We start from the raw sequence: 17,670 nt of genomic DNA on the forward strand, positions 1-17,670 counted from the left end.
ATCAGAGGGTAAGAAACAGCCACCCCAGGCGATGCGGATCGCGCCCCAAAAGGAAAGACCCCACCACACTCCATGTGGCGGGGTCTGGTGTCGCGCGGCAATGATCCATCCACTGGGCCTTCCGTGATGAACTGCCTTTCATCCCTGACTGCCTTCAATGGCGACACAAGGCATTTTCCACAATCCTGGAAAGGTGACAACTCCAATCATTGAAACTGTGAATCAGTTCAACCTACCGGCAGGTTATCGCCACAGTCGGGGATCGGCCAGGCTCGGGGCAAATATGGCACACAGTGGCCCGATCTCCTGCCAGGACGCCCCATGAGCAACCATCACGACACGGGCTACAAGGAACTGTTCAGTTACCCGGAACTGGTTCGCCAGCTCATCGAGGGCTTTGCGCCACCGGAGGTGGCAGCCATGATGGACTTTTGCGGCCAAGGAAGGGGACGGGCACCCTTGCCCCGCAGTCCGGCGCCGACAATGCGGTATCTGGGGATCACTCTGAAGGAGGTGCATGCACTGGCGAATGAGTTCTGTTTGTGATCGATCAGCCGAAAAGTTTGCTGTGCGAGCCGAGCCGTGCCAATCGGAGGGTGTTGGGGTCAGATTTGCGGTAAATCAGCAGCAGATCAGGCTTGATGTGGCATTCCCGGTAGCCTGCCCAATCACCCGAAAGGTCATGATCACGGTAGCGAACATCTAAAGCCTGATCGGTCGCCAGTGCGATCAACACCGGTTTGAGCTCATCGTCCAGCATGGTCCGGTGCCTGCCTTTGGCCTCTCGCTTGTAGTCGCGCTTGAAAGCGGATGAACGATCAATCGTCCTCATGCAAATCCGCCATCAGATCGTCCACGCTGGTGAACTTCTTGCCTTTCCCAGCTTCCAGTTCGGTAATGGCCTTCTTCGTCGTGGAGTTGGGCACCTTCACATCGAAGGGCAAACGGCGCTCATCAGCTATGCGCAACATCAGCAAACGAATAGCGTCCGAAACGGACAACCCCATTGCCTCTAGTGCATCAGCGGCGCGTTCCTTGGTCCGAGTATCGATGCGAGCACGGACGTAGGTATCAGCGGTTTTCATCGGCAATTCTCCGAGGAGATTATTATGTAGTCGCATTAAGACTACATAATAAGGCTATCATCGCAAGAATTCACCTTACTTCCCGGTGGTGCTGTACAACGGCTCGAAGCGGTGGACGGCGCGAGAGGACATCTATCGGATGAAACGGCCGGAGCCGCCGGCTTCATGCGGGTGTATCAGCCCCACCTGCGCTACTATCTGGTGAACGAGTCAGCCTTCAGTGAGGAGGAGCTGGCACAGCGGGATACGCCGCTCAGCGGGATTTTCGAGGTGGAGAAGGCGTCAAAGGATGCGGATGCCTTGCAGGAGGCCGTGCAGCACCTGGCGGCGCGCATCCGGGCACACCCGGAGAAGGCGCGCCTGGACGAGGTGATTACCCGCTGGCTCAAGCGTCACCTCAAGCGACTGGGCGCCGAGGCAGAGAAAGCCCTGGAACAGGTCAACAGTTTGGTGGAGGACAATGCGATGCTGGCGGAAAATCTTCAGACTTGGGCGGAAAAGGAGCGGCAGAAGGGCGAGCAGAGGGGCCGGCAGGAAAATGCCCGTGAAACAGCCATCAACCTGCTTGCGCTAGGCCTACTCGATGACGATCAGATCGCCCAGACCACAGGCCTGCCCCTGGATGAGGTGAAGGCCCTGCGATCGGATCAGCCTCACTGAGGGGTGGAGTCAGTCAGGGTAAGAGACAGATACCCCAGGCTTCTGGAGATCGCCGCCCCAAAACGGAAAGACCCCGCCACAGTCCATGTGGCGGGGCCACGTGTCGCGCGGCAATGATCCATCCACTGGGCCTTCCGTGATTGACTGCCTTTCATCCCTGACCACCTTCAATGGCGACGAACCTCATTGTCCACACTTTTAGAAGGGTGACAACTCCAATCACTGAAAATGTGAATCAGTTCAAGCTTTCCACATCAAAGGCCACGATCTGCCGCTGCTGGCTGGAAAACTCCACGCCGACCAGGTGAATGGCCTTGCCCTGCCCCAGGTACTTGTCCGCGTAGCCCTTGTCCTTGAGTTGCTGTAGCGCCCTGCCCTCAGGGAGCTGTTCCACCACCTTGAACTCGAACAGGTAGATGTGGCCATTGAAGTCCACCGCCATGTCCACCCGGCCCATGTGGGTGGAGTCTTCCACCCGGATCAGAAGCCCCAGGGCCGCCAGGTGGCTGTAAAACACACTGGCATAGTGGCCCTCGTATTGGGCGATGGGATTGTTGCGGTACCAGTCGTGAGGGAGGCTGGCGTACAAGGCCTTCAGGTGCGCCTCCAGGGCCTTGAGGTCGTGGGCCTGCAGGGCGCGGAACAGGGTGAGGGTTTCCCGGCCTGAACGCGGCAGGCCCAGGGCCGGCAGCAGGGCCTGGTTGAGGCTGGATTCCACTTCCCGGTTGGGATAGCCCAGGGTATACAGCCAGTAGCCGGTGATGGGCTGTTCCACCTTATGCACGGTGAGATAGCCGGTCTGGAACAGCAACGCCTCGGTGGCGATGTCGTCCACGTCGAAACGCCCCAGCAGGCTGGCTTCGGTCTCCATGGATTCCAGACGTGGGGTATACAGACCCCGCTCGGCCAGCAGCTTGACCAGAAAGCTGGGGGTGGCGCTCTCGAACCAGTAGGGGCGGAATTCACGTTTTTGGAAGAACAGCAGGACATCGAAGGGGTTGTAGACCGCTGGCGTGGTCTCATCTCCCCACCGATAACCGTTGTACCAATCCTTGATCTGCTGGCGATCCAGCCCGGGCAGCTCCGGGGCGAAGACGGTGTCCAGGTCTTCGTCGGTATAGCCGCAGATGGGGGCGTAGGGTTTGTCCAGGGTGATGTCGTTGAGGTTATTCAGCCCCGAGAACAGGCTCACCTTGCTGAACTTGGACACCCCGGTGAGCAGGCAGAACCGCAGGTGGGGATCGGCATCCTTGAGCACGGAATAGAGGTTCTTCAAGCCCTCCCGCAGCGCCCGGGCAGTCTCCCCGTCGGTGATGTTGTCCAGGATGGGTTTGTCGTATTCATCGATGAGCACCACCACCCGATCGCCATGCAGCCCGTGTGCCAGGCGAATCAGGTCGGAAAATTCCCCGGAGATGTCCGGGGCGCCGCTCTCCTCGACCCCCAGTCTCTCCCGGTTGAGCCGCAGCAGGTGACGGATGCGGGCGTCCAGGGCTTCGCGGCTGTCCATGACCCCATCGCCAAAGCTCAACCGGATGACGGGATGCTTTCTCTGCCAGTCCCATCGCTCATGAATATACAGGCCTTGGAACAGGGGCTCGTTGGCCTCGAAGAGCTCCTTGAGGGTGTCCAGCAGCAGGCTCTTGCCAAAGCGACGGGGGCGGGAGAGAAAGAAATAACCACCCTCCTGGGTGAGCTGATGCAGCCAGGGGGTCTTGTCCACATAGTAGTACCCACCCGTGCGAATCTTGGCGAAGCCTTGGATGCCAACGGGAAGCTTGCGGCGGGACAGTGGGCTGGTCATCGAGCGAGTTCCTGGGGACGGCAAGGGCCATATCACCTGGCGTCCAGTCTATCGCTTTGTCAGTGTTTAGCGAACTGGGTGTCGATGGGGCCGCTGCGCTTCCAGACCGAGGGCCACGCCCAGACTGAATCTTGCTTGCCTTGGAGATCGCTGCCGCAATAAGGGAAGACCCCGCCACAACTCCATGTGGCGGGGTCTGGTGTCGCGCGGCAATGATCCATCCGATGGACCTTCCATGATGAACTGCCTTTCGTCCCTGACTGCCTTCAATGGCGACGCGACGTATTGTCCACAGTCTTGGAAAGGTTACAACTCGAATCGCCGAAAATGTGAATCAGTTCAAGCTATCGACGGGCTACCGCCACGGTGCTCTCGGCCAGGCTCAGGACAAACATGGCGCACGCCATCAAAGGCTTTCCACATCAAAGGCCACGATCTGCCGCTGCTGGCTGGAAAACTCCACACCAATCAGGTGAATGGCCTTGCCTTGCCCCAGGTACTTGTCCGCGTAGCCCTTGTCCTTGAGTTGCTGTAGCGCCCTGCCCTCAGGGAGCTGTTCCACCACCTTGAACTCGAACAGGTAGGTGTGGCCATTGAAGTCCACCGCCATGTCCACCCGACCCATGTGGCTCGAGTCTTCCACCCGGATCAGAAGCCCCAGGGCCGCCAGGTGGCTGTAAAACACACTGGCATAGTGGCCCTCGTATTGGGCGATGGGATTGTTGCGGTACCAGTCGTGAGGGAGGCTGGCATACAAGGCCTTCAGGTGGGCCTCCAGGGCCTTGAGGTCGTGGGCCTGCAGGGCGCGGAACAGGGTGAGGGTTTCCCGGCCGGAGCGTGGCAAACCCAGGGCCGGTAGCAGGGCCTGGTTGAGGCTGGATTCCACTTCCCGGTTGGGATAGCCCAGGGTATACAGCCAGTAGCCGGTGATGGGCTGTTCCACCTTGTGGACGGTGAGGTAGCCGGTCTGGAACAGCAACGCCTCGGTGGCGATGTCGTCCACGTCGAAACGCCCCAGCAGGCTGGCTTCGGTCTCCATGGATTCCAGACGTGGGGTATACAGACCCCGCTCTGCCAGCAGTTTGACCAGGAAGCTGGGGGTGGCGCTCTCGAACCAGTAGGGGCGGAATTCACGCTCCTGGAACAGCAGCAGCACATCAAACGGGTTGTAAACCGACGGTTGGCGTCCATCCCCCCAGCGGTAGCCGTTGTACCAATCCTTGATCTGCTGGCGATCCAGCCCGGGCAGTTCCGGTGCAAAGACGGTGTCCACATCCTGGTCGGTGTAGCCGCAGATGGCCCCGTAATCACGGGAGAGGGTGATATCGCGCAGGTTGTTCAGGCCCGAAAACAGGCTCACCTTGCTGAACTTGGAGACGCCCGTGAGCAGGCAGAACCTCAAGTGAGGATCGGCATCCTTGAGCACGGAATAGAGGTTTTTCAGGCCTTCCCGCAGCGCCCGGGCAGTTTCCCCATCGGTGATGTTGTCCAGGATGGGTTTGTCGTATTCATCGATGAGCACCACCACCCGCTCGCCATGCAGCCCGTGCGCCAGGCGAATCAGGTCGGAAAATTCCCCGGAGATGTCCGGGGCACCGCTCTCCTCGACCCCCAGCCTCTCCCGGTTGAGCCGCAGCAGGTGACGGATGCGGGCGTCCAGGGCTTCGCGGCTGTCCATGACCCCATCGCCAAAGCTCAGCCGAATGACAGGATGCTTTCTCTGCCAGTCCCATCGCTCATGAATATACAGGCCTTGGAACAGGGGCTCGTTGGCCTCGAAGAGCTCTTTGAGGGTGTCCAGCAGCAGGCTCTTGCCAAAGCGACGGGGGCGGGAGAGAAAGAAATAACCACCCTCCTGGGTGAGCTGATGCAGCCAGGGGGTCTTGTCCACATAGTAGTACCCACCCGTGCGAATCTTGGCGAAGCCCTGGACGCCAACGGGGAGCTTGCGACGGGACAATGGGGTGGTCATCGGGGAATTCCTGGGGAGAGCAAGGGCCATGACACGATGTTCAGTCTATCGCTTTGCCGGTGGTAAGCGAACAGGGTGTGTGCGACCTGTGCCCTTCGCGGCCGAGGGCCGCTCCCACACGGCGCTTGAGAATCGCTACCCCAAATGGAAAGGCCTCGCCACAGTCCGTGTGGCGGGGCCCGGTGTCGCGCGGCAATGTTCCATCCTTTGGACCTTCCGTGATGAACTGCCTTTCGTCCCTGACTGTCTTCAATGGCGACACAAAGCACTTTCCACAGCTCTGGAAAGGTGACAACTTCAGCCTTTGAAGATGTGAATCAGTTCAAGCTATCAGCAGGTTACCTCCAAGGAGGAGATCGGCCAAACTGGGGGGGGGCATGGCACACTGCGGCTAGGGCTCTGCGAGGCGTCATTTCTCAGGATGTCAACCCCCTACACCTCACCTTTGCAGGAATATTCAGAAGGCAACAGGTCCTCCACATCCACCGCCAAAGCCTGGGCTAGTGCCCGTAAGACCTTCGCCGACCCTCCCCTCTTGCCAGCCTCAATCTGTGACAGGTAGGACTTTCCGATGCCTGCCTGCTCCGCCAGCACTGCCTGGGACAACCCACGGTGCTCCCGCCACACACGCAGCGGATGCGCCTCACCGTTCACCAGGCGGCTGACAACCTCAGCGGGTACCAACTCGTCCCGCCCATCCTCCAACTCGCGCATGGCCTCATCCGCGGCGCGCACGTCCTCCATATCCTCGGCTAATGCCAGCAAGCGACGATACTGATCGATTGGCACCACCGCGTATTCCGGCTTTCCATCTCGTTCGATGATCTGCGCTTGAAAACTCATTTGTAGATCCCTCCTCGAGGACCAATATCAATCACCAACAGCACCAGTTCCCGGTCGTTCACTTGGCAAATGGCCCGGTACTGACCAACTCGCAGCCGCCAGTAAGGTGAACCGACCAGCGGCTTCCAGTCGCCCAAATAGTCAGCCGGAGTCGCCGCTACGGCGCGTATTTCGGCCTCCATTTTAGTCCGCTGCGGCTTGGGCATCTTCGCCAGGCCCTTACCTGCAGCCTTCTTGTAGATGACCTCAAGCATGCTGGAAAGTTTACACACGGGTTTGCGTTCCGCAAACCCGTGCCAGTTCACCAAGAGGAACTCCTGGACGAGTGCAGAAGGGGCGGCAGGAAGGCGAGGAAATCGGCTTGCAGAAAGGCCAGCGTTTGGCAGCCATCAACCTGCTCAAGTTGGGACTGCTCGAAGACCAGCAGATCGCCCAGACCACAGGCCTGCCCCTGGACGAGGTGAAGGCCCTACGATCAGATCAGCCTCACTGAAGTGCGGGGTAAGTCAGGGTAAGAGACAGACACCCCAGGTTTTTGGGGATCGCTGCCCAAAATGGGAAGGCCCCGCCACAGTCCATGTGGCGGGGCCGGTATCGCGCGGGAATGATCCATCCGCTGGTCCTTCCATGATTGACCGCCTTTCATCCTTGACTGCCTTCAATGGCGACAGGAAAGATTTTCCACAATTCTGGAAAAGTGACAACTCCAATCAGTGAAACTGTGAATCAGTTCAATCTGTCGGCAGGGTAACGCCAGGGAGGAGTTCGGCCAGGCTCCGCGCAAACATGGCGCACGCCATCAAAGGCTTTCCACATCAAAGGCCACAATCTGCCGGCGCTGACTGGAAAACTCCACGCCGATCAAGTGAATGGCCTTGCCCTGCCCCAGGTACTTGTCCGCGTAGCCCTTGTCCTTGAGCTGCTGTAGCGCCCTGCCCTCAGGGAGTTGTTCCACCACCTTGAACTCGAACAGGTAGATGTGGCCATTGAAATCCACGGCCATGTCCACCCGCCCGGTGTGAGTGGCGTCTTCCACCCGGATCAAAAGCCCCAGGGCCGCCAGGTGGCTGTAAAACACACTGGCATAGCGGCCCTCGTATTGGGCGATGGGATTGTTGCGGTACCAGTCGTGAGGGAGGCTGGCGTACAAGGCCTTCAGGTGCGCCTCCAGGGCCTTGAGGTCGTGGGCCTGCAGGGCGCGGAACAGGGTGAGGGTTTCCCGGCCTGAACGCGGCAGGCCCAGGGCCGGCAGCAGGGCCTGGTTGAGGCTGGATTCCACTTCCCGGTTGGGATAGCCCAGGGTATACAGCCAGTAGCCGGTGATGGGCTGTTCCACCTTATGCACGGTGAGATAGCCGGTCTGGAACAGCAACGCCTCGGTGGCGATGTCGTCCACGTCGAACCGTCCCAGCAGGCTGGCTTCGGTTTCCATGGATTCCAGACGGGGGGTATACAGGCCCCGCTCGGCCAGCAGCTTGACCAGAAAGCTGGGGGTGGCGCTCTCGAACCAGTAGGGGCGGAATTCACGCTCCTGGAACAGCAGCAGCACATCAAACGGGTTGTAAACCGACGGTTGGCGTCCATCCCCCCAGCGGTAGCCGTTGTACCAATCCTTGATCTGCTGGCGATCCAGCCCGGGCAGTTCCGGTGCAAAGACGGTGTCCAAATCCTGGTCCGTGTAGCCGCAGATAGCCCCGTAATCACGGGAGAGGGTGATATCGCGCAGGTTGTTCAGGCCCGAGAAAAGGCTCACCTTGCTGAACTTGGAGACACCCGTGAGCAGGCAGAACCGCAGGTGAGGGTCGGCATCCTTGAGCACGGAATAGAGGTTCTTCAAGCCCTCCCGCAGCGCCCGGGCAGTCTCCCCATCGGTGATGTTGTCCAGGATGGGTTTGTCGTATTCATCGATGAGCACCACCACCCGCTCGCCATGGTGTTCATGGGTGCGACGGATCAGTTCTCCAAAGCGCCCGGCGATGCTGTCATTTTTCAGACAGACCTCAAGACGGCTGGCCCGCTCCCGAAGCATTTCCTGAATCCGTTCATCCAGAGCGGCACGGCTCTCCATGACCCCATCGCCAAAGCTCAACTGGATGACGGGATGCTTTCTCTGCCAGTCCCATCGCTCATGAATATACAGGCCTTGGAACAGGGGCTCGTTGGCCTCGAAGAGCTCCTTGAGGGTGTCCAGCAGCAGGCTCTTGCCAAAGCGACGGGGGCGGGAGAGAAAGAAATAACCACCCTCCTGGGTGAGCTGATGCAGCCAGGGCGTCTTGTCCACATAGTAGTACCCACCCGTGCGAATCTTGGCGAAGCCTTGAACGCCAACGGGGAGCTTGCGGCGGGACAATGGGGTGGTCATCGGGGAATTCCTGGGGAGAGCAAGGGCCATGACACGATGGTCAGTCTATCGCTTTGCCGGTGGTAAGCGAACAGGGTGTGCATGCAGTCTGCGCCCTTCGCGGTCGAGGGCCGCTCCCACAAAGCACCTTACACTTGGGAACCGCTGCCCCGAAATGGAAAGGCCCCGGGGAGTCTACCCCTCCCGACCCATCTCGTGCTTCTTCATCAAATCATACAAAGTCGGCCGGCTCACCCCCAGCAACTCCGCTGCCCGTGAGATATTGCCATCCACCATCTGCATTGCACGGCGCACGGCGCGGCCTTCGGCTTCGTCGCGGACCTGGCGCAGGTTGAGCATCATGGGATCTTCGCCCTCGGGGGAGAGTTCCAGATCCTCGGCGGTGACCTGGTTGGCGTCGGCCATGATGACAGCACGCTTGATGCGGTTTTCCATCTCGCGTACGTTGCCGGGCCAGGTGTGATGTTCGATGGCCTGGACGGCGTCCGGGGCGAAGCCCTTGATGGGGCGACCCTGCTGGTCGGCGAAACGCTTGAGGAGCAGGCGGGCCAGTACGTGGGCGTCGCCGGTGCGATCCTTGAGGGGTGGGATGGCGATGGTGATCTCGCTGATGCGATAGAACAGGTCTTCCCGAAAGGCGTCTTCGGCGATCAGGCCGGAGAGGTCCTGGTGGGTGGCGCACACCACGCGCACGTCCACCGGAATGCCTTCGCGACCACCAATGCGGTCGATCACCCGTTCCTGCAAGAAGCGCAGCAGTTTGGCCTGCAGGGCCATGGGCAGGTCGCCCACCTCGTCCAGGAACAGGGTGCCGCCGCTGGCGTATTCGATCTTGCCCTTGGTCTGTTTGTTGGCGCCGGTGAAGGCGCCCTTTTCGTAGCCGAACAACTCACTTTCCAGGAGGTTTTCCGGGATGGCGGCGCAGTTGATGGCGACGAAGGCCTCCTTGCTGCGGGGGCTCAAATCGTGGAGGGCGCGAGCGATGACTTCCTTGCCGGTGCCGCTGTCGCCGAGCAACAGGGTGGTGGCATCGGTGGGGGCCACTTTTTCCACCGTACGGCATACCTTGAGCATCTCGGGGCTGCTGGCGATCAGGCCCGGCAGGGGTTCGGCCGAGCGATGATCGGCCAGTCGGCGGTTCTCGGCTTCCAGTTCGTACAGGCGATGGGCGCGCTGCACGATGAGGTCGAGAATATCGGCGTCCACAGGCTTTTGGTAGAAATCGTAGGCGCCCAGGGCCACGGCCTTGACGGCGTTGTCACGGTCGTTGTTGCCGGTGACGACGATCACTTTGGTGTTGGGGGCCAGGGCCAGGATCTGCTCCAGGGTGGCCAGACCTTCGGTGGCGCCGCCGGGGTCGGGGGGCAGGCCCAGGTCGAGGGTGACCACCTGGGGTTCGCCGCGGCGTAGCTGGGTAATGGCTTCGTCGCGGTCTTTGGCAGTAAGAACTTCAAAGTCGCTGAAGCACCAGCGCAGCTGGCTGAGCAGGCCGGGGTCGTCCTCCACCAGGAGTAGGGTCGGTTTTTGTTGGGTGCTTCCGGTCAAGGTTTGGGTGCCTCACTGGCTGGTGGTGTCATTCTCAAGCGGGAGAGGGGTTGTTTGTTGTTGGGCCAACGGAATACTGACCCGGAATCGTGACCCCTTGCCCGTTTCGCTCCACACTTCCAGATCCCCCCCCAGGGCGCGGATGAATTCGCGGCTTTCGAAGGCCCCGATACCCATGCCGGTAAGGCCCTTGGTGGTATCGAAGGGGCGGAACAGGCGCTCGCGGATGAATTCCGGGGTCATGCCGGTGCCGGTATCCATCACATCCAGATAAGCCTGGCGGGTGTCCTGCCAGAGGGAGAGGCTCACCCTGCCGTTGTCGGGGGTGGCCTCCTGAGCGTTCTGGATGAGGTGGTTGAGCACGGAGCGTAACCTCTCGGGATCCGCCAGCACGGGACAATCCCCACCATTGTGCTCCAGTTCCGGCTCGGGTGCACGCCCCTGTGCATCGTTGACGGCCTGGGTGGCCAGGTCGGCCAGATTGACAGGTCTGGCCTCGCGGCCCGGGTCGCCACTGCGCAGCTGAAGCATGAGTTTGTTCATGCGGGATACGGCATTTTCCACTGTGCCGATGGCGTCCTTGAGGAATTCCGGGTTGTCGCCATGCTTTCGTGCATTGCTCACGACCAGGTTGAGCTGGGCGATGATGTTTTTCAGGTCGTGCACCACGTAGGCCGACAGGCGATTGAAGGCCTCGAACTGCCGCGCCTCGGACAAGGCCTGCAGGGCCTCCATCTGAGCCAGGTGGCTGGCGGCCTGCAGGCCAGCGGTCTTGAGCAGGTCGCGGTCTTCCCAGTTGATGATGCGCCGGGCCCGGGAGGGGGCCAGAAGCACGAAGCCCAGCAGTTCCAAGTCCTGCTTGAGCGGCACCAGCAGCCAGGAGCGTTCGCTTTCGGCCAGCCAGTCAGGCAGTTCCAGTCCGGGGTAACGCTCCGGGTACTGCCGCGCCTCCTGGATATCCAGCACCCAGCCGGTCTCCAGAAGATAGGCGGCCAGCGGGCCATCCCGAGGCTCGCTGGTCTGAGCGGGCTCAATCATGTTGCGCTGGGCCACCTGGGCAAAATGGCGGCCACCGCTGCGCATCCACAACTGACCGGCCGGGCTGTCGACGATGTCCCCCAGGGCATGAATCACCCGCACCGGCAACCCTTCCTGGCGGTGACCGTCGGCCAGTGTCTGAATGAAACGTAGCCACTCCTCGCGATAGTCGTATTTGTAGTTGAAAAAATGCTTGCTGACAAACACCCGGAACTGGGCCCGAAAGCGCCCGGAGATCACGAACACAGCCAGGCCCATCAGGGCCGCGAACAGGAATACCGCCTGGAACACGGTACCCCAGTCGCCGCCGAACACCCGCAGGTAATAGCCAGCGGCGGCCATGAGCAACAGATAGATGCCGGCTCCCAGCAGCGTCGCGGTGTGGAAGACCATCCCCCGCGAGACATACACATCCAGCGACCACTGGGGGTTGCGGGCGGCAGAGACGGCGATCAGCGGCACCACCAGGGCATTCACGAATCCCCGGGCCTCCCACAGGCCGGCATACACCTGGCGGAACAACAGGGCCTCGGCGTACATGTAGAAGTCGAATCCATACACCCCCCCCAGGCCCAGACACAGGTACTTGATGGCCCACCGGCCCTCGGTGGAGGTGTTGCGGAAGATCTGCTCCACCAGCAGGAGCACGATGAGCACCAGCAGCAACTTGCCGCCCAGGATGATGTCGCTGCGCACCCAGGCCTGGGGCAGCAAGGGCTGCACTCCCAGATAGACCGCCAGGGTGAGGAGCAGCACCAAGGAACCCACGCCCAGGGCGACCAGGGGCTTGCCCAGGCCACCGGAAACGGCCACGCTGCCCGGCAGGTGGGCGGGGTCGTGTTCCGGCTCGGCTGAGGGGCCAGCACGGCGCGGGGTTTGTGTGGGCGTTGCCAGGCCTTCGCCGGAGCGGGCCAGTTGCAGGTGGCGCGCTTGCCAGAGCAGCCCCCAGAGGAAGGCGATCCAGCCGGCGTCCCGGGCCAGCTCGGCCAGCAGGACCATCTGGGTGCCTATGATCTGCCCATGGGCGGCGTTGAGGGCCAGGGTGGCGCCCCAGAGAATACTCAGGGCAACGGCGACCATCAGCAACGTGCCTTGCAGGCGCCGCTGCCAGCCGATGGCCAGCACCGCCAGCAGGATGACGAAGGCGCCTGCGGCGATGCTGTAGCTGGCTAGGCCTAGGGGGAAGGTCAAGTCCATTGGGGTACGGCCAGGCTCAACCCCCTATCGGGACCCTCTTCCCCACAGGACCACCTCGACCGTTTGCACAATGGTGAGGATGTCCAGCGCCATGCTCTGATTCTTCACGTAGTACAGGTCGTACTTGAGCTTTTCAAAGGCATCCTTCTCGGAGGCGCCATAGGGATAATGGATCTGTGCCCAGCCAGTGAGACCCGGCTTCACCCAGTGGCGGTGATGATAATAGGGCAGCTTGGCACCCAGGGTTTCCACGAACTCCGGGCGCTCCGGACGTGGCCCGACGAAGCTCATGTCGCCACGGATCACGTTGAACAACTGCGGCAGTTCATCCAGGCGGGTCTTGCGCATGAATTGGCCGAAGCGGGTCACGCGCGGGTCTTTCTGCTGGGCCCATATGGCCTTGCCGTCCTTTTCCGCGTCCATGATCATGCTGCGAAACTTGAACAGGGTGAACGGCTGGCCATGCTGGCCGGTGCGTACCTGTTTGAAGATGACCGACCCCTGCCCCTTGCTCTCGATGAAGATGGCGATGGCACAGAACACCATGAAGGGCCAGGTGATGGCCAGCAGGCCCAGGCTGCTGACCAGGTCCAGCACGCGCTTGGCATAATCCCGATAGATGCACTGTCGGAAACCGCGGCCAAAGATCATGCTGGAAGGCCGCAGGATGTCAAGCTTGAGCAGCCCGGCCTCACGTTCGAAGAAGTCCGCCACATCCAGCACGTTCACGCCGTGCATCTTGCAGTGCATCAGCTCGTCGGTGGGGAAGCCACCGCGAGGATCATCGTAGGCGATGACCACATCATCGATATGATGACGACGGGTGAAGTCGGTGAGGGATTCATCCATGTCCACAAGGCTATCGGCCTCCACCTTGGACGAGTCCCCCTGCCCCGGAACAAAGCCCACTACGGTGAACGCCACCTGGTCGGACTTGCGGCGCAGTCGCTGGAACAGGCTGGCGGTGTCGCCGGCCCCCAGCACCAGCACCCGGCGCTTGAAGGCCTCGTGGGAAAGCACCTTGAGCATGCCGAAACGGGTGACCAGGATACCCGGCACCGCCAGCCCCAGGGCCACGGCCATGGTGGTTGGCGAGATCATGAGCGGGGGGAACACGTAGAACAGCATGGACATCATGACGATGGCCAAGGTCCCGGCCGCCAGGATGCGCAATACGATAGCGGTGGCACCACCACGGAAACCGCGCCGGTAGAGCCCCATACTGACCATGCCCACCATGCCGATCACCACGAACAGCGACATCTGCAGGGTGCTTGCCTGCCCCGTGAAGGCCAGCGCGGCGGGGAGATTCATCTGGGTGGCCCCCAGGAAGGCCAGTGCCAGAACCAGCACTTCCACGGCGGCCAGTAGGAGAAATGGGGTGGAGAGCTCTCGCCCGAAGATATGGAAGTGGCTATGACGAACCCGGACGGGGCGTCGTTTGGTCTCGCCTGGCCTGACCAGTCTGGGGGGTGGCGGCGGCGTGCGCTTATCCGGCGCGCGCTGCTTTTCCTGAATGGCGTCAGCCGTTTCCACTACGGAGAACAACCGATTTTCTGCTGGATTTCCCATATTACCCAAACCTCTCTTGCTTGGGTGAGTGACCGGCCGGCACGGACATCACCCGAGGTCCAACGGCACGGTCTCAAGACCGACGTTCCTGAACATGAACGTCCCTCTATTCTTGATCCTTTTCACGAAGGTTATGTGATGGCGGTCACACTTTGCAAGGCTTAAAAAAAGTCTAGACGCTTTTTTTTACAATGCCACCCCCGGATGAGAGGCTTCAGTAACAAATGGAGGTATTAAGGGTGGTGAGCGGCGAAGTACAGCCATACTTCACCCCTTGGCGGCACGTCGCCGTCGATGCCCGAGGCACACAACGACAAGGGGCGACCACGAACGTGCCGCCCCTTGCTGAGTGCATTGCGTTGGTGCCGGAGATAGGAGTCGAACCTACGACCTTGGCATTACAAGTGCCCTGCTCTACCAGCTGAGCTACTCCGGCGTTTGTTGCGGAAGGCGATATCTTAGACCAGCCCCCCGGGGTCCGCAATCGGCACCCGGTGTGCTGTCGACGGCTATGGGCAGGCTCGGGCCCGCCATTGCAGGCCTGGCTCAACCGTCGGGCGCTCGTCGGCATCCAGGGCCCGGTGCATCTCCAGGTCCACCCAGTGAACCGTGCGGTCGCGGTATCGGGTAATCACCGTCGGTGCCAGACCCAGCGCCCGGATCTGCTCCTGCCGGCGCTGTGCCCGCTCCGGGGACGAGAACAACCCCAGGGACAGGCCGTGCTCATGCTCTCCCTCGGTGATGATGTAATGATCCCCGACGCCTTCATCATTCAATCGCTCCCGGGCAGCCTCGGCGCCCTGCAGGCCGTTTTCCGGGGGCAGGATCACCCAATAGGATGCCGGTCGTGAAGCCTCCGCGGTACGGATCAACCCCTGAGCCCCGGCAGCCTCCCAGGCCAGCAGGGCCTGGCGAGCGGCCAGGTCATCGTCGAAGGGCCCCAGACTGAAACACCCCCATGTACCGGACTGCACCTGACTGCCCGGCGGCGGGGGCTGCTCCTCTCCCAGGCGCTGCAGCAGGGGCACACCGGGCCGCTCAATGGAGACGGGCGACGTCAGCGCCGATGGGGAGGGCGGCGCATCCTGCCACAGGACGAACCCGAGGTATCCCAGGTTGAGCAACACCAGCAGGGCGAACAGGGCGCGCATCAATCGCCCTCCCCCATCCCTGCCAGCCCCATGAAGACGAGGTCCGGTACCATGATGATGTCGCCTGTCAGGTGAGGGGCCAGGGAGGGGGCGTCGCCGCCGGTGATGAGGCGGGGGATGGCTCCCGGGACGTGCGAGCCCAGACTGGAGGACAACCGATCGATGGCCGCCACCAGCCCCATCAAGGTGCCGGTGGCCACAGCATCGGCGGTGCACGACGCGGGGATGCGGTCAGCCCGGCCCTGCTCGACGCCCGACACCCCGGGGGCAACGCCAAGACTGCGGCGCATCAGGCCCAGGCCGGGGAGGATCAAACCGCCGCGATGATGTCCGCCCTTACTCAGAAGATCCAGGGTCACCGCCGTGCCGCAATCGATGATCACCGCCGATTCATGGCCCAGGGCCCGTGCGCCGGCCATGGCGGCGTAGCGATCCAGCCCCAGGCGGGAGGGGTCGTGGTAGTCGCTGATGATGCCATGCAGCGCCGGGTCGTCGCTCATGAAGCGTGGGGCGGGCCAACCTCGGTCGCCTGCCCATGCTTGCAAAGCCTCTCGAAACCCATTGCCAAGCACCTCCACGCACAGGATCTGCGTTGGCGGATGCCGGGCTTTCCGTAGCTCCAGGGACGAGAGGAATCCGGGCCATGGGGTCCTGGTGGCACCATCATGGGCCAGGGCCCCCTGTTCACGCACGGCACCCTGCGCCCACCACGCCCATTTGAGACGGGAGTTACCCGCATCCAGCAACAGCTTCATGGGTCCACCCGCACGCTCACCTCACCGGCATCCACCCACTGGGGCCCGCTGGTGGTCTCGACACACAGCCGGCCCCGGGCGTCCACGCCCTGAGCGATACCTTCAAGCCCCGGATCCCCGGCGACGGTGACAGCCCGCCCCAGGCACACGTCACGGCCCTGCCAAAGCTCCCGCCAGGCCTGGAATCCCGGTTCCGGGTAGCTCTCAAGCATTCCGATCAGGGCCTGCAGCAGGCGCCCCGCCAGCCAGCTGCGGGTCGGCAGGGGATCAAGGCCGGACTCGCGCAGATCCCCATAGGGCTGATCGATGGGCAGACCGGGAGGCAGACGCAGGTTCAGCCCCACCCCCAGGATCAGGGCCCCGGCCCCATCCCGGTTCAGACGCCCTTCCACCAGGATGCCGCCCAGCTTGACCCCATTCACCTGAATGTCGTTGGGCCATTTCAGACCCAGACCACGGGCCCCCAGGTCTTCGAGGCATTGCACCAGGGTGGCACCGGTGGCCAGGGTCACCGTGGGTTGCGGTCCCGGCCAGTGGGATGTATCCCACAGCAGAGACAGGGCCAGCCCGGCCCCCGGGGGCATCAGCCACTGTCGACCGCGACGTCCGCGACCGGCAGTCTGAAGCTCGGCGCAGCAGACCATTGGGCCACGAGCACCTCGTTGGCGGGCCCGGTCCAGCCAGGCACTGGTGGAGTCCACCTGCTCCAGCACATGGATGGGTGGGACGGTTCGAGGGTTGTCAAAGCCGGCCCGGATGCCCGGTTCATCCAGCAGGTCCAGGGGCGTGCGCAGCTGGATGCTGCCCGCGTTGTCCTCATGGAGGGCCAGCCCCAGATCGCGCAGCTTATCCAGGCCCTGGCTGATGACGTCCTCGGTCACACCCAGGTCCTGGGCCAGTGCCCGGGGGGTGGTTTGGTGGCCGCAAGCCAGGGCGGTGAGCAAACCGTCCGGGAAAATCGGGCGATGGTCGGGGGGCGAGGCCTGAGGCATGCGTTGCGTGTATCTTGGGTGTATCCCTATGATCCTTGCAGGGGGACGTAAACACAATGCAGCCGCACCGCTTCGCCATCGGAATGTCACTCACCGGCCTCGCCCTGGTGATGTTGCTGATCTGGGTGCCCGGTGTGTCGATGGCGGACATCTATATGCACGAGGGTCGCGATGGCGTCCCGATGTTCACCGACCAGCGAGACATGGGGCCGGATTACACCTTTGTGCGCCGTTATGGACGACCCACCGCCCAGCACGCCTGCCAGGGCCTGACCCGGGCCATGCTGGATGAAAGGGCAGCCGACCAGATGGGTTGGGTGATGCACTATGCCCGGCATCACCGGGTGGATCAGGAGTTGATCCGGGCCATCATCACGGTGGAATCCTGTTTTGACCGATTCGCGGTCTCCCGGGTGGGTGCCGAGGGGCTGATGCAACTGATGCCCGGCACGGCCCGGGAGGTGGGTGTGGATAATTCCTTCGATCCCCGGCAGAACATCCGCGGTGGCGTCACCTACTTCGCCCGCATGCTGGATCGCTTCGACGGCGATCTCACCCTGGCACTGGCCGCCTACAACGCCGGGCCGGGCGCAGTGGAACGCCACGGCGGCGTGCCGCCCTTCAGGGAGACCCAGGGCTATATCGAGCGGGTGTTCAATGAGTTCCGATTGCTGGGAGGCAGACCTTAGCCGGG

17 protein-coding genes and 1 tRNA gene are annotated in these 17,670 nt (G+C 62.1%); 4 read left to right on the top strand and 14 right to left on the bottom strand.

What is annotated here, in order from left to right; genetic code table 11:
- Positions 1 to 321: 321 nt before the first annotated feature.
- Positions 322 to 546: a hypothetical protein gene (locus LPW30_RS11830; protein WP_025282791.1), complete on the top strand. Its 225-nt coding sequence runs from the start codon at positions 322 to 324 to the stop codon at positions 544 to 546.
- Between the two features lie 4 nt (positions 547 to 550).
- Here LPW30_RS11830 and LPW30_RS11835 read toward each other — a convergent pair whose 3' ends face one another.
- A complete protein-coding gene (locus LPW30_RS11835) occupies positions 551 to 832 on the bottom strand; it encodes a type II toxin-antitoxin system YafQ family toxin (protein ID WP_238626109.1) in 282 nt (93 codons plus the stop codon).
- Positions 819 to 1,085, bottom strand: a complete 267-nt coding sequence (locus tag LPW30_RS11840) for a type II toxin-antitoxin system RelB/DinJ family antitoxin (RefSeq protein ID WP_025282793.1) — start codon at positions 1,083 to 1,085, stop codon at positions 819 to 821. The genes LPW30_RS11835 and LPW30_RS11840 overlap by 14 nt, the downstream gene beginning before the upstream one ends.
- A gap of 165 nt (positions 1,086 to 1,250) precedes the next feature.
- Between LPW30_RS11840 and LPW30_RS11845 the strand changes: the two genes are divergently transcribed.
- Complete coding sequence (locus LPW30_RS11845) at positions 1,251 to 1,745, top strand: RpnC/YadD family protein (protein ID WP_239680951.1); 495 nt, start codon at positions 1,251 to 1,253, stop codon at positions 1,743 to 1,745.
- Positions 1,746 to 1,980: 235 nt separating this feature from the next.
- Here LPW30_RS11845 and LPW30_RS11850 read toward each other — a convergent pair whose 3' ends face one another.
- The 4 genes from LPW30_RS11850 to LPW30_RS11865 form a co-directional block, all read right to left on the bottom strand.
- Positions 1,981 to 3,549: an ATP-binding protein gene (locus LPW30_RS11850; RefSeq protein WP_239680952.1), complete on the bottom strand. Its 1,569-nt coding sequence runs from the start codon at positions 3,547 to 3,549 to the stop codon at positions 1,981 to 1,983.
- 406 nt (positions 3,550 to 3,955) lie between these two features.
- On the bottom strand, positions 3,956 to 5,521 hold the full coding sequence (locus LPW30_RS11855; protein WP_239680953.1) for an ATP-binding protein: 1,566 nt from the start codon (positions 5,519 to 5,521) through the stop codon (positions 3,956 to 3,958).
- Between the two features lie 432 nt (positions 5,522 to 5,953).
- Positions 5,954 to 6,364 (bottom strand): helix-turn-helix domain-containing protein, encoded by a 411-nt coding sequence (locus LPW30_RS11860; RefSeq protein ID WP_238625947.1) that lies wholly within the window; start codon positions 6,362 to 6,364, stop codon positions 5,954 to 5,956.
- Positions 6,361 to 6,669, bottom strand: a complete 309-nt coding sequence (locus LPW30_RS11865) for a type II toxin-antitoxin system RelE family toxin (RefSeq protein WP_238625948.1) — start codon at positions 6,667 to 6,669, stop codon at positions 6,361 to 6,363. Before LPW30_RS11865 ends, LPW30_RS11860 begins: the two co-directional genes overlap by 4 nt.
- A gap of 20 nt (positions 6,670 to 6,689) precedes the next feature.
- Between LPW30_RS11865 and LPW30_RS11870 the strand changes: the two genes are divergently transcribed.
- The gene (locus tag LPW30_RS11870; protein WP_169738295.1) at positions 6,690 to 6,857 is read left to right on the top strand and encodes a hypothetical protein; all 168 of its coding nucleotides are present in this window, start codon (positions 6,690 to 6,692) and stop codon (positions 6,855 to 6,857) included.
- Between the two features lie 306 nt (positions 6,858 to 7,163).
- Here the strand turns inward: LPW30_RS11870 and LPW30_RS11875 are convergent, their stop codons facing one another.
- The 8 genes from LPW30_RS11875 to LPW30_RS11910 form a co-directional block, all read right to left on the bottom strand.
- A complete protein-coding gene (locus LPW30_RS11875; protein ID WP_239680954.1) occupies positions 7,164 to 8,726 on the bottom strand; it encodes an ATP-binding protein in 1,563 nt (520 codons plus the stop codon).
- A gap of 174 nt (positions 8,727 to 8,900) precedes the next feature.
- The gene (gene prsR, locus LPW30_RS11880; RefSeq protein ID WP_025282799.1) at positions 8,901 to 10,271 is read right to left on the bottom strand and encodes a PEP-CTERM-box response regulator transcription factor; all 1,371 of its coding nucleotides are present in this window, start codon (positions 10,269 to 10,271) and stop codon (positions 8,901 to 8,903) included.
- A 12-nt stretch (positions 10,272 to 10,283) separates the two neighbouring features.
- Positions 10,284 to 12,500: an XrtA/PEP-CTERM system histidine kinase PrsK gene (gene prsK, locus LPW30_RS11885; RefSeq protein WP_239680955.1), complete on the bottom strand. Its 2,217-nt coding sequence runs from the start codon at positions 12,498 to 12,500 to the stop codon at positions 10,284 to 10,286.
- 30 nt (positions 12,501 to 12,530) lie between these two features.
- Positions 12,531 to 14,078, bottom strand: coding sequence for a TIGR03013 family XrtA/PEP-CTERM system glycosyltransferase (locus tag LPW30_RS11890; protein ID WP_239680956.1), 1,548 nt, complete (start codon positions 14,076 to 14,078; stop codon positions 12,531 to 12,533).
- A gap of 360 nt (positions 14,079 to 14,438) precedes the next feature.
- Positions 14,439 to 14,514 (bottom strand) — tRNA-Thr (locus LPW30_RS11895).
- Between the two features lie 73 nt (positions 14,515 to 14,587).
- Entirely contained in the window at positions 14,588 to 15,229 is a 642-nt protein-coding gene (locus tag LPW30_RS11900) for an SPOR domain-containing protein (protein ID WP_239680957.1), read from the bottom strand.
- Positions 15,229 to 15,984 carry a type III pantothenate kinase gene (locus tag LPW30_RS11905; RefSeq protein ID WP_025282803.1) on the bottom strand — a complete coding sequence of 252 codons (756 nt, stop codon included), beginning with the start codon at positions 15,982 to 15,984 and terminating at the stop codon, positions 15,229 to 15,231. The genes LPW30_RS11900 and LPW30_RS11905 overlap by 1 nt, the downstream gene beginning before the upstream one ends.
- On the bottom strand, positions 15,981 to 16,976 hold the full coding sequence (locus LPW30_RS11910) for a biotin--[acetyl-CoA-carboxylase] ligase (RefSeq protein WP_239680958.1): 996 nt from the start codon (positions 16,974 to 16,976) through the stop codon (positions 15,981 to 15,983). The genes LPW30_RS11905 and LPW30_RS11910 overlap by 4 nt, the downstream gene beginning before the upstream one ends.
- Before the next feature lie 56 nt (positions 16,977 to 17,032).
- Between LPW30_RS11910 and LPW30_RS11915 the strand changes: the two genes are divergently transcribed.
- A complete protein-coding gene (locus LPW30_RS11915) occupies positions 17,033 to 17,665 on the top strand; it encodes a lytic transglycosylase domain-containing protein (RefSeq protein WP_029762677.1) in 633 nt (210 codons plus the stop codon).
- Positions 17,666 to 17,670: the final 5 nt, after the last annotated feature.

Source organism: Ectothiorhodospira variabilis, assembly GCF_022227625.1.
GTDB lineage: Bacteria > Pseudomonadota > Gammaproteobacteria > Ectothiorhodospirales > Ectothiorhodospiraceae > Ectothiorhodospira > Ectothiorhodospira haloalkaliphila.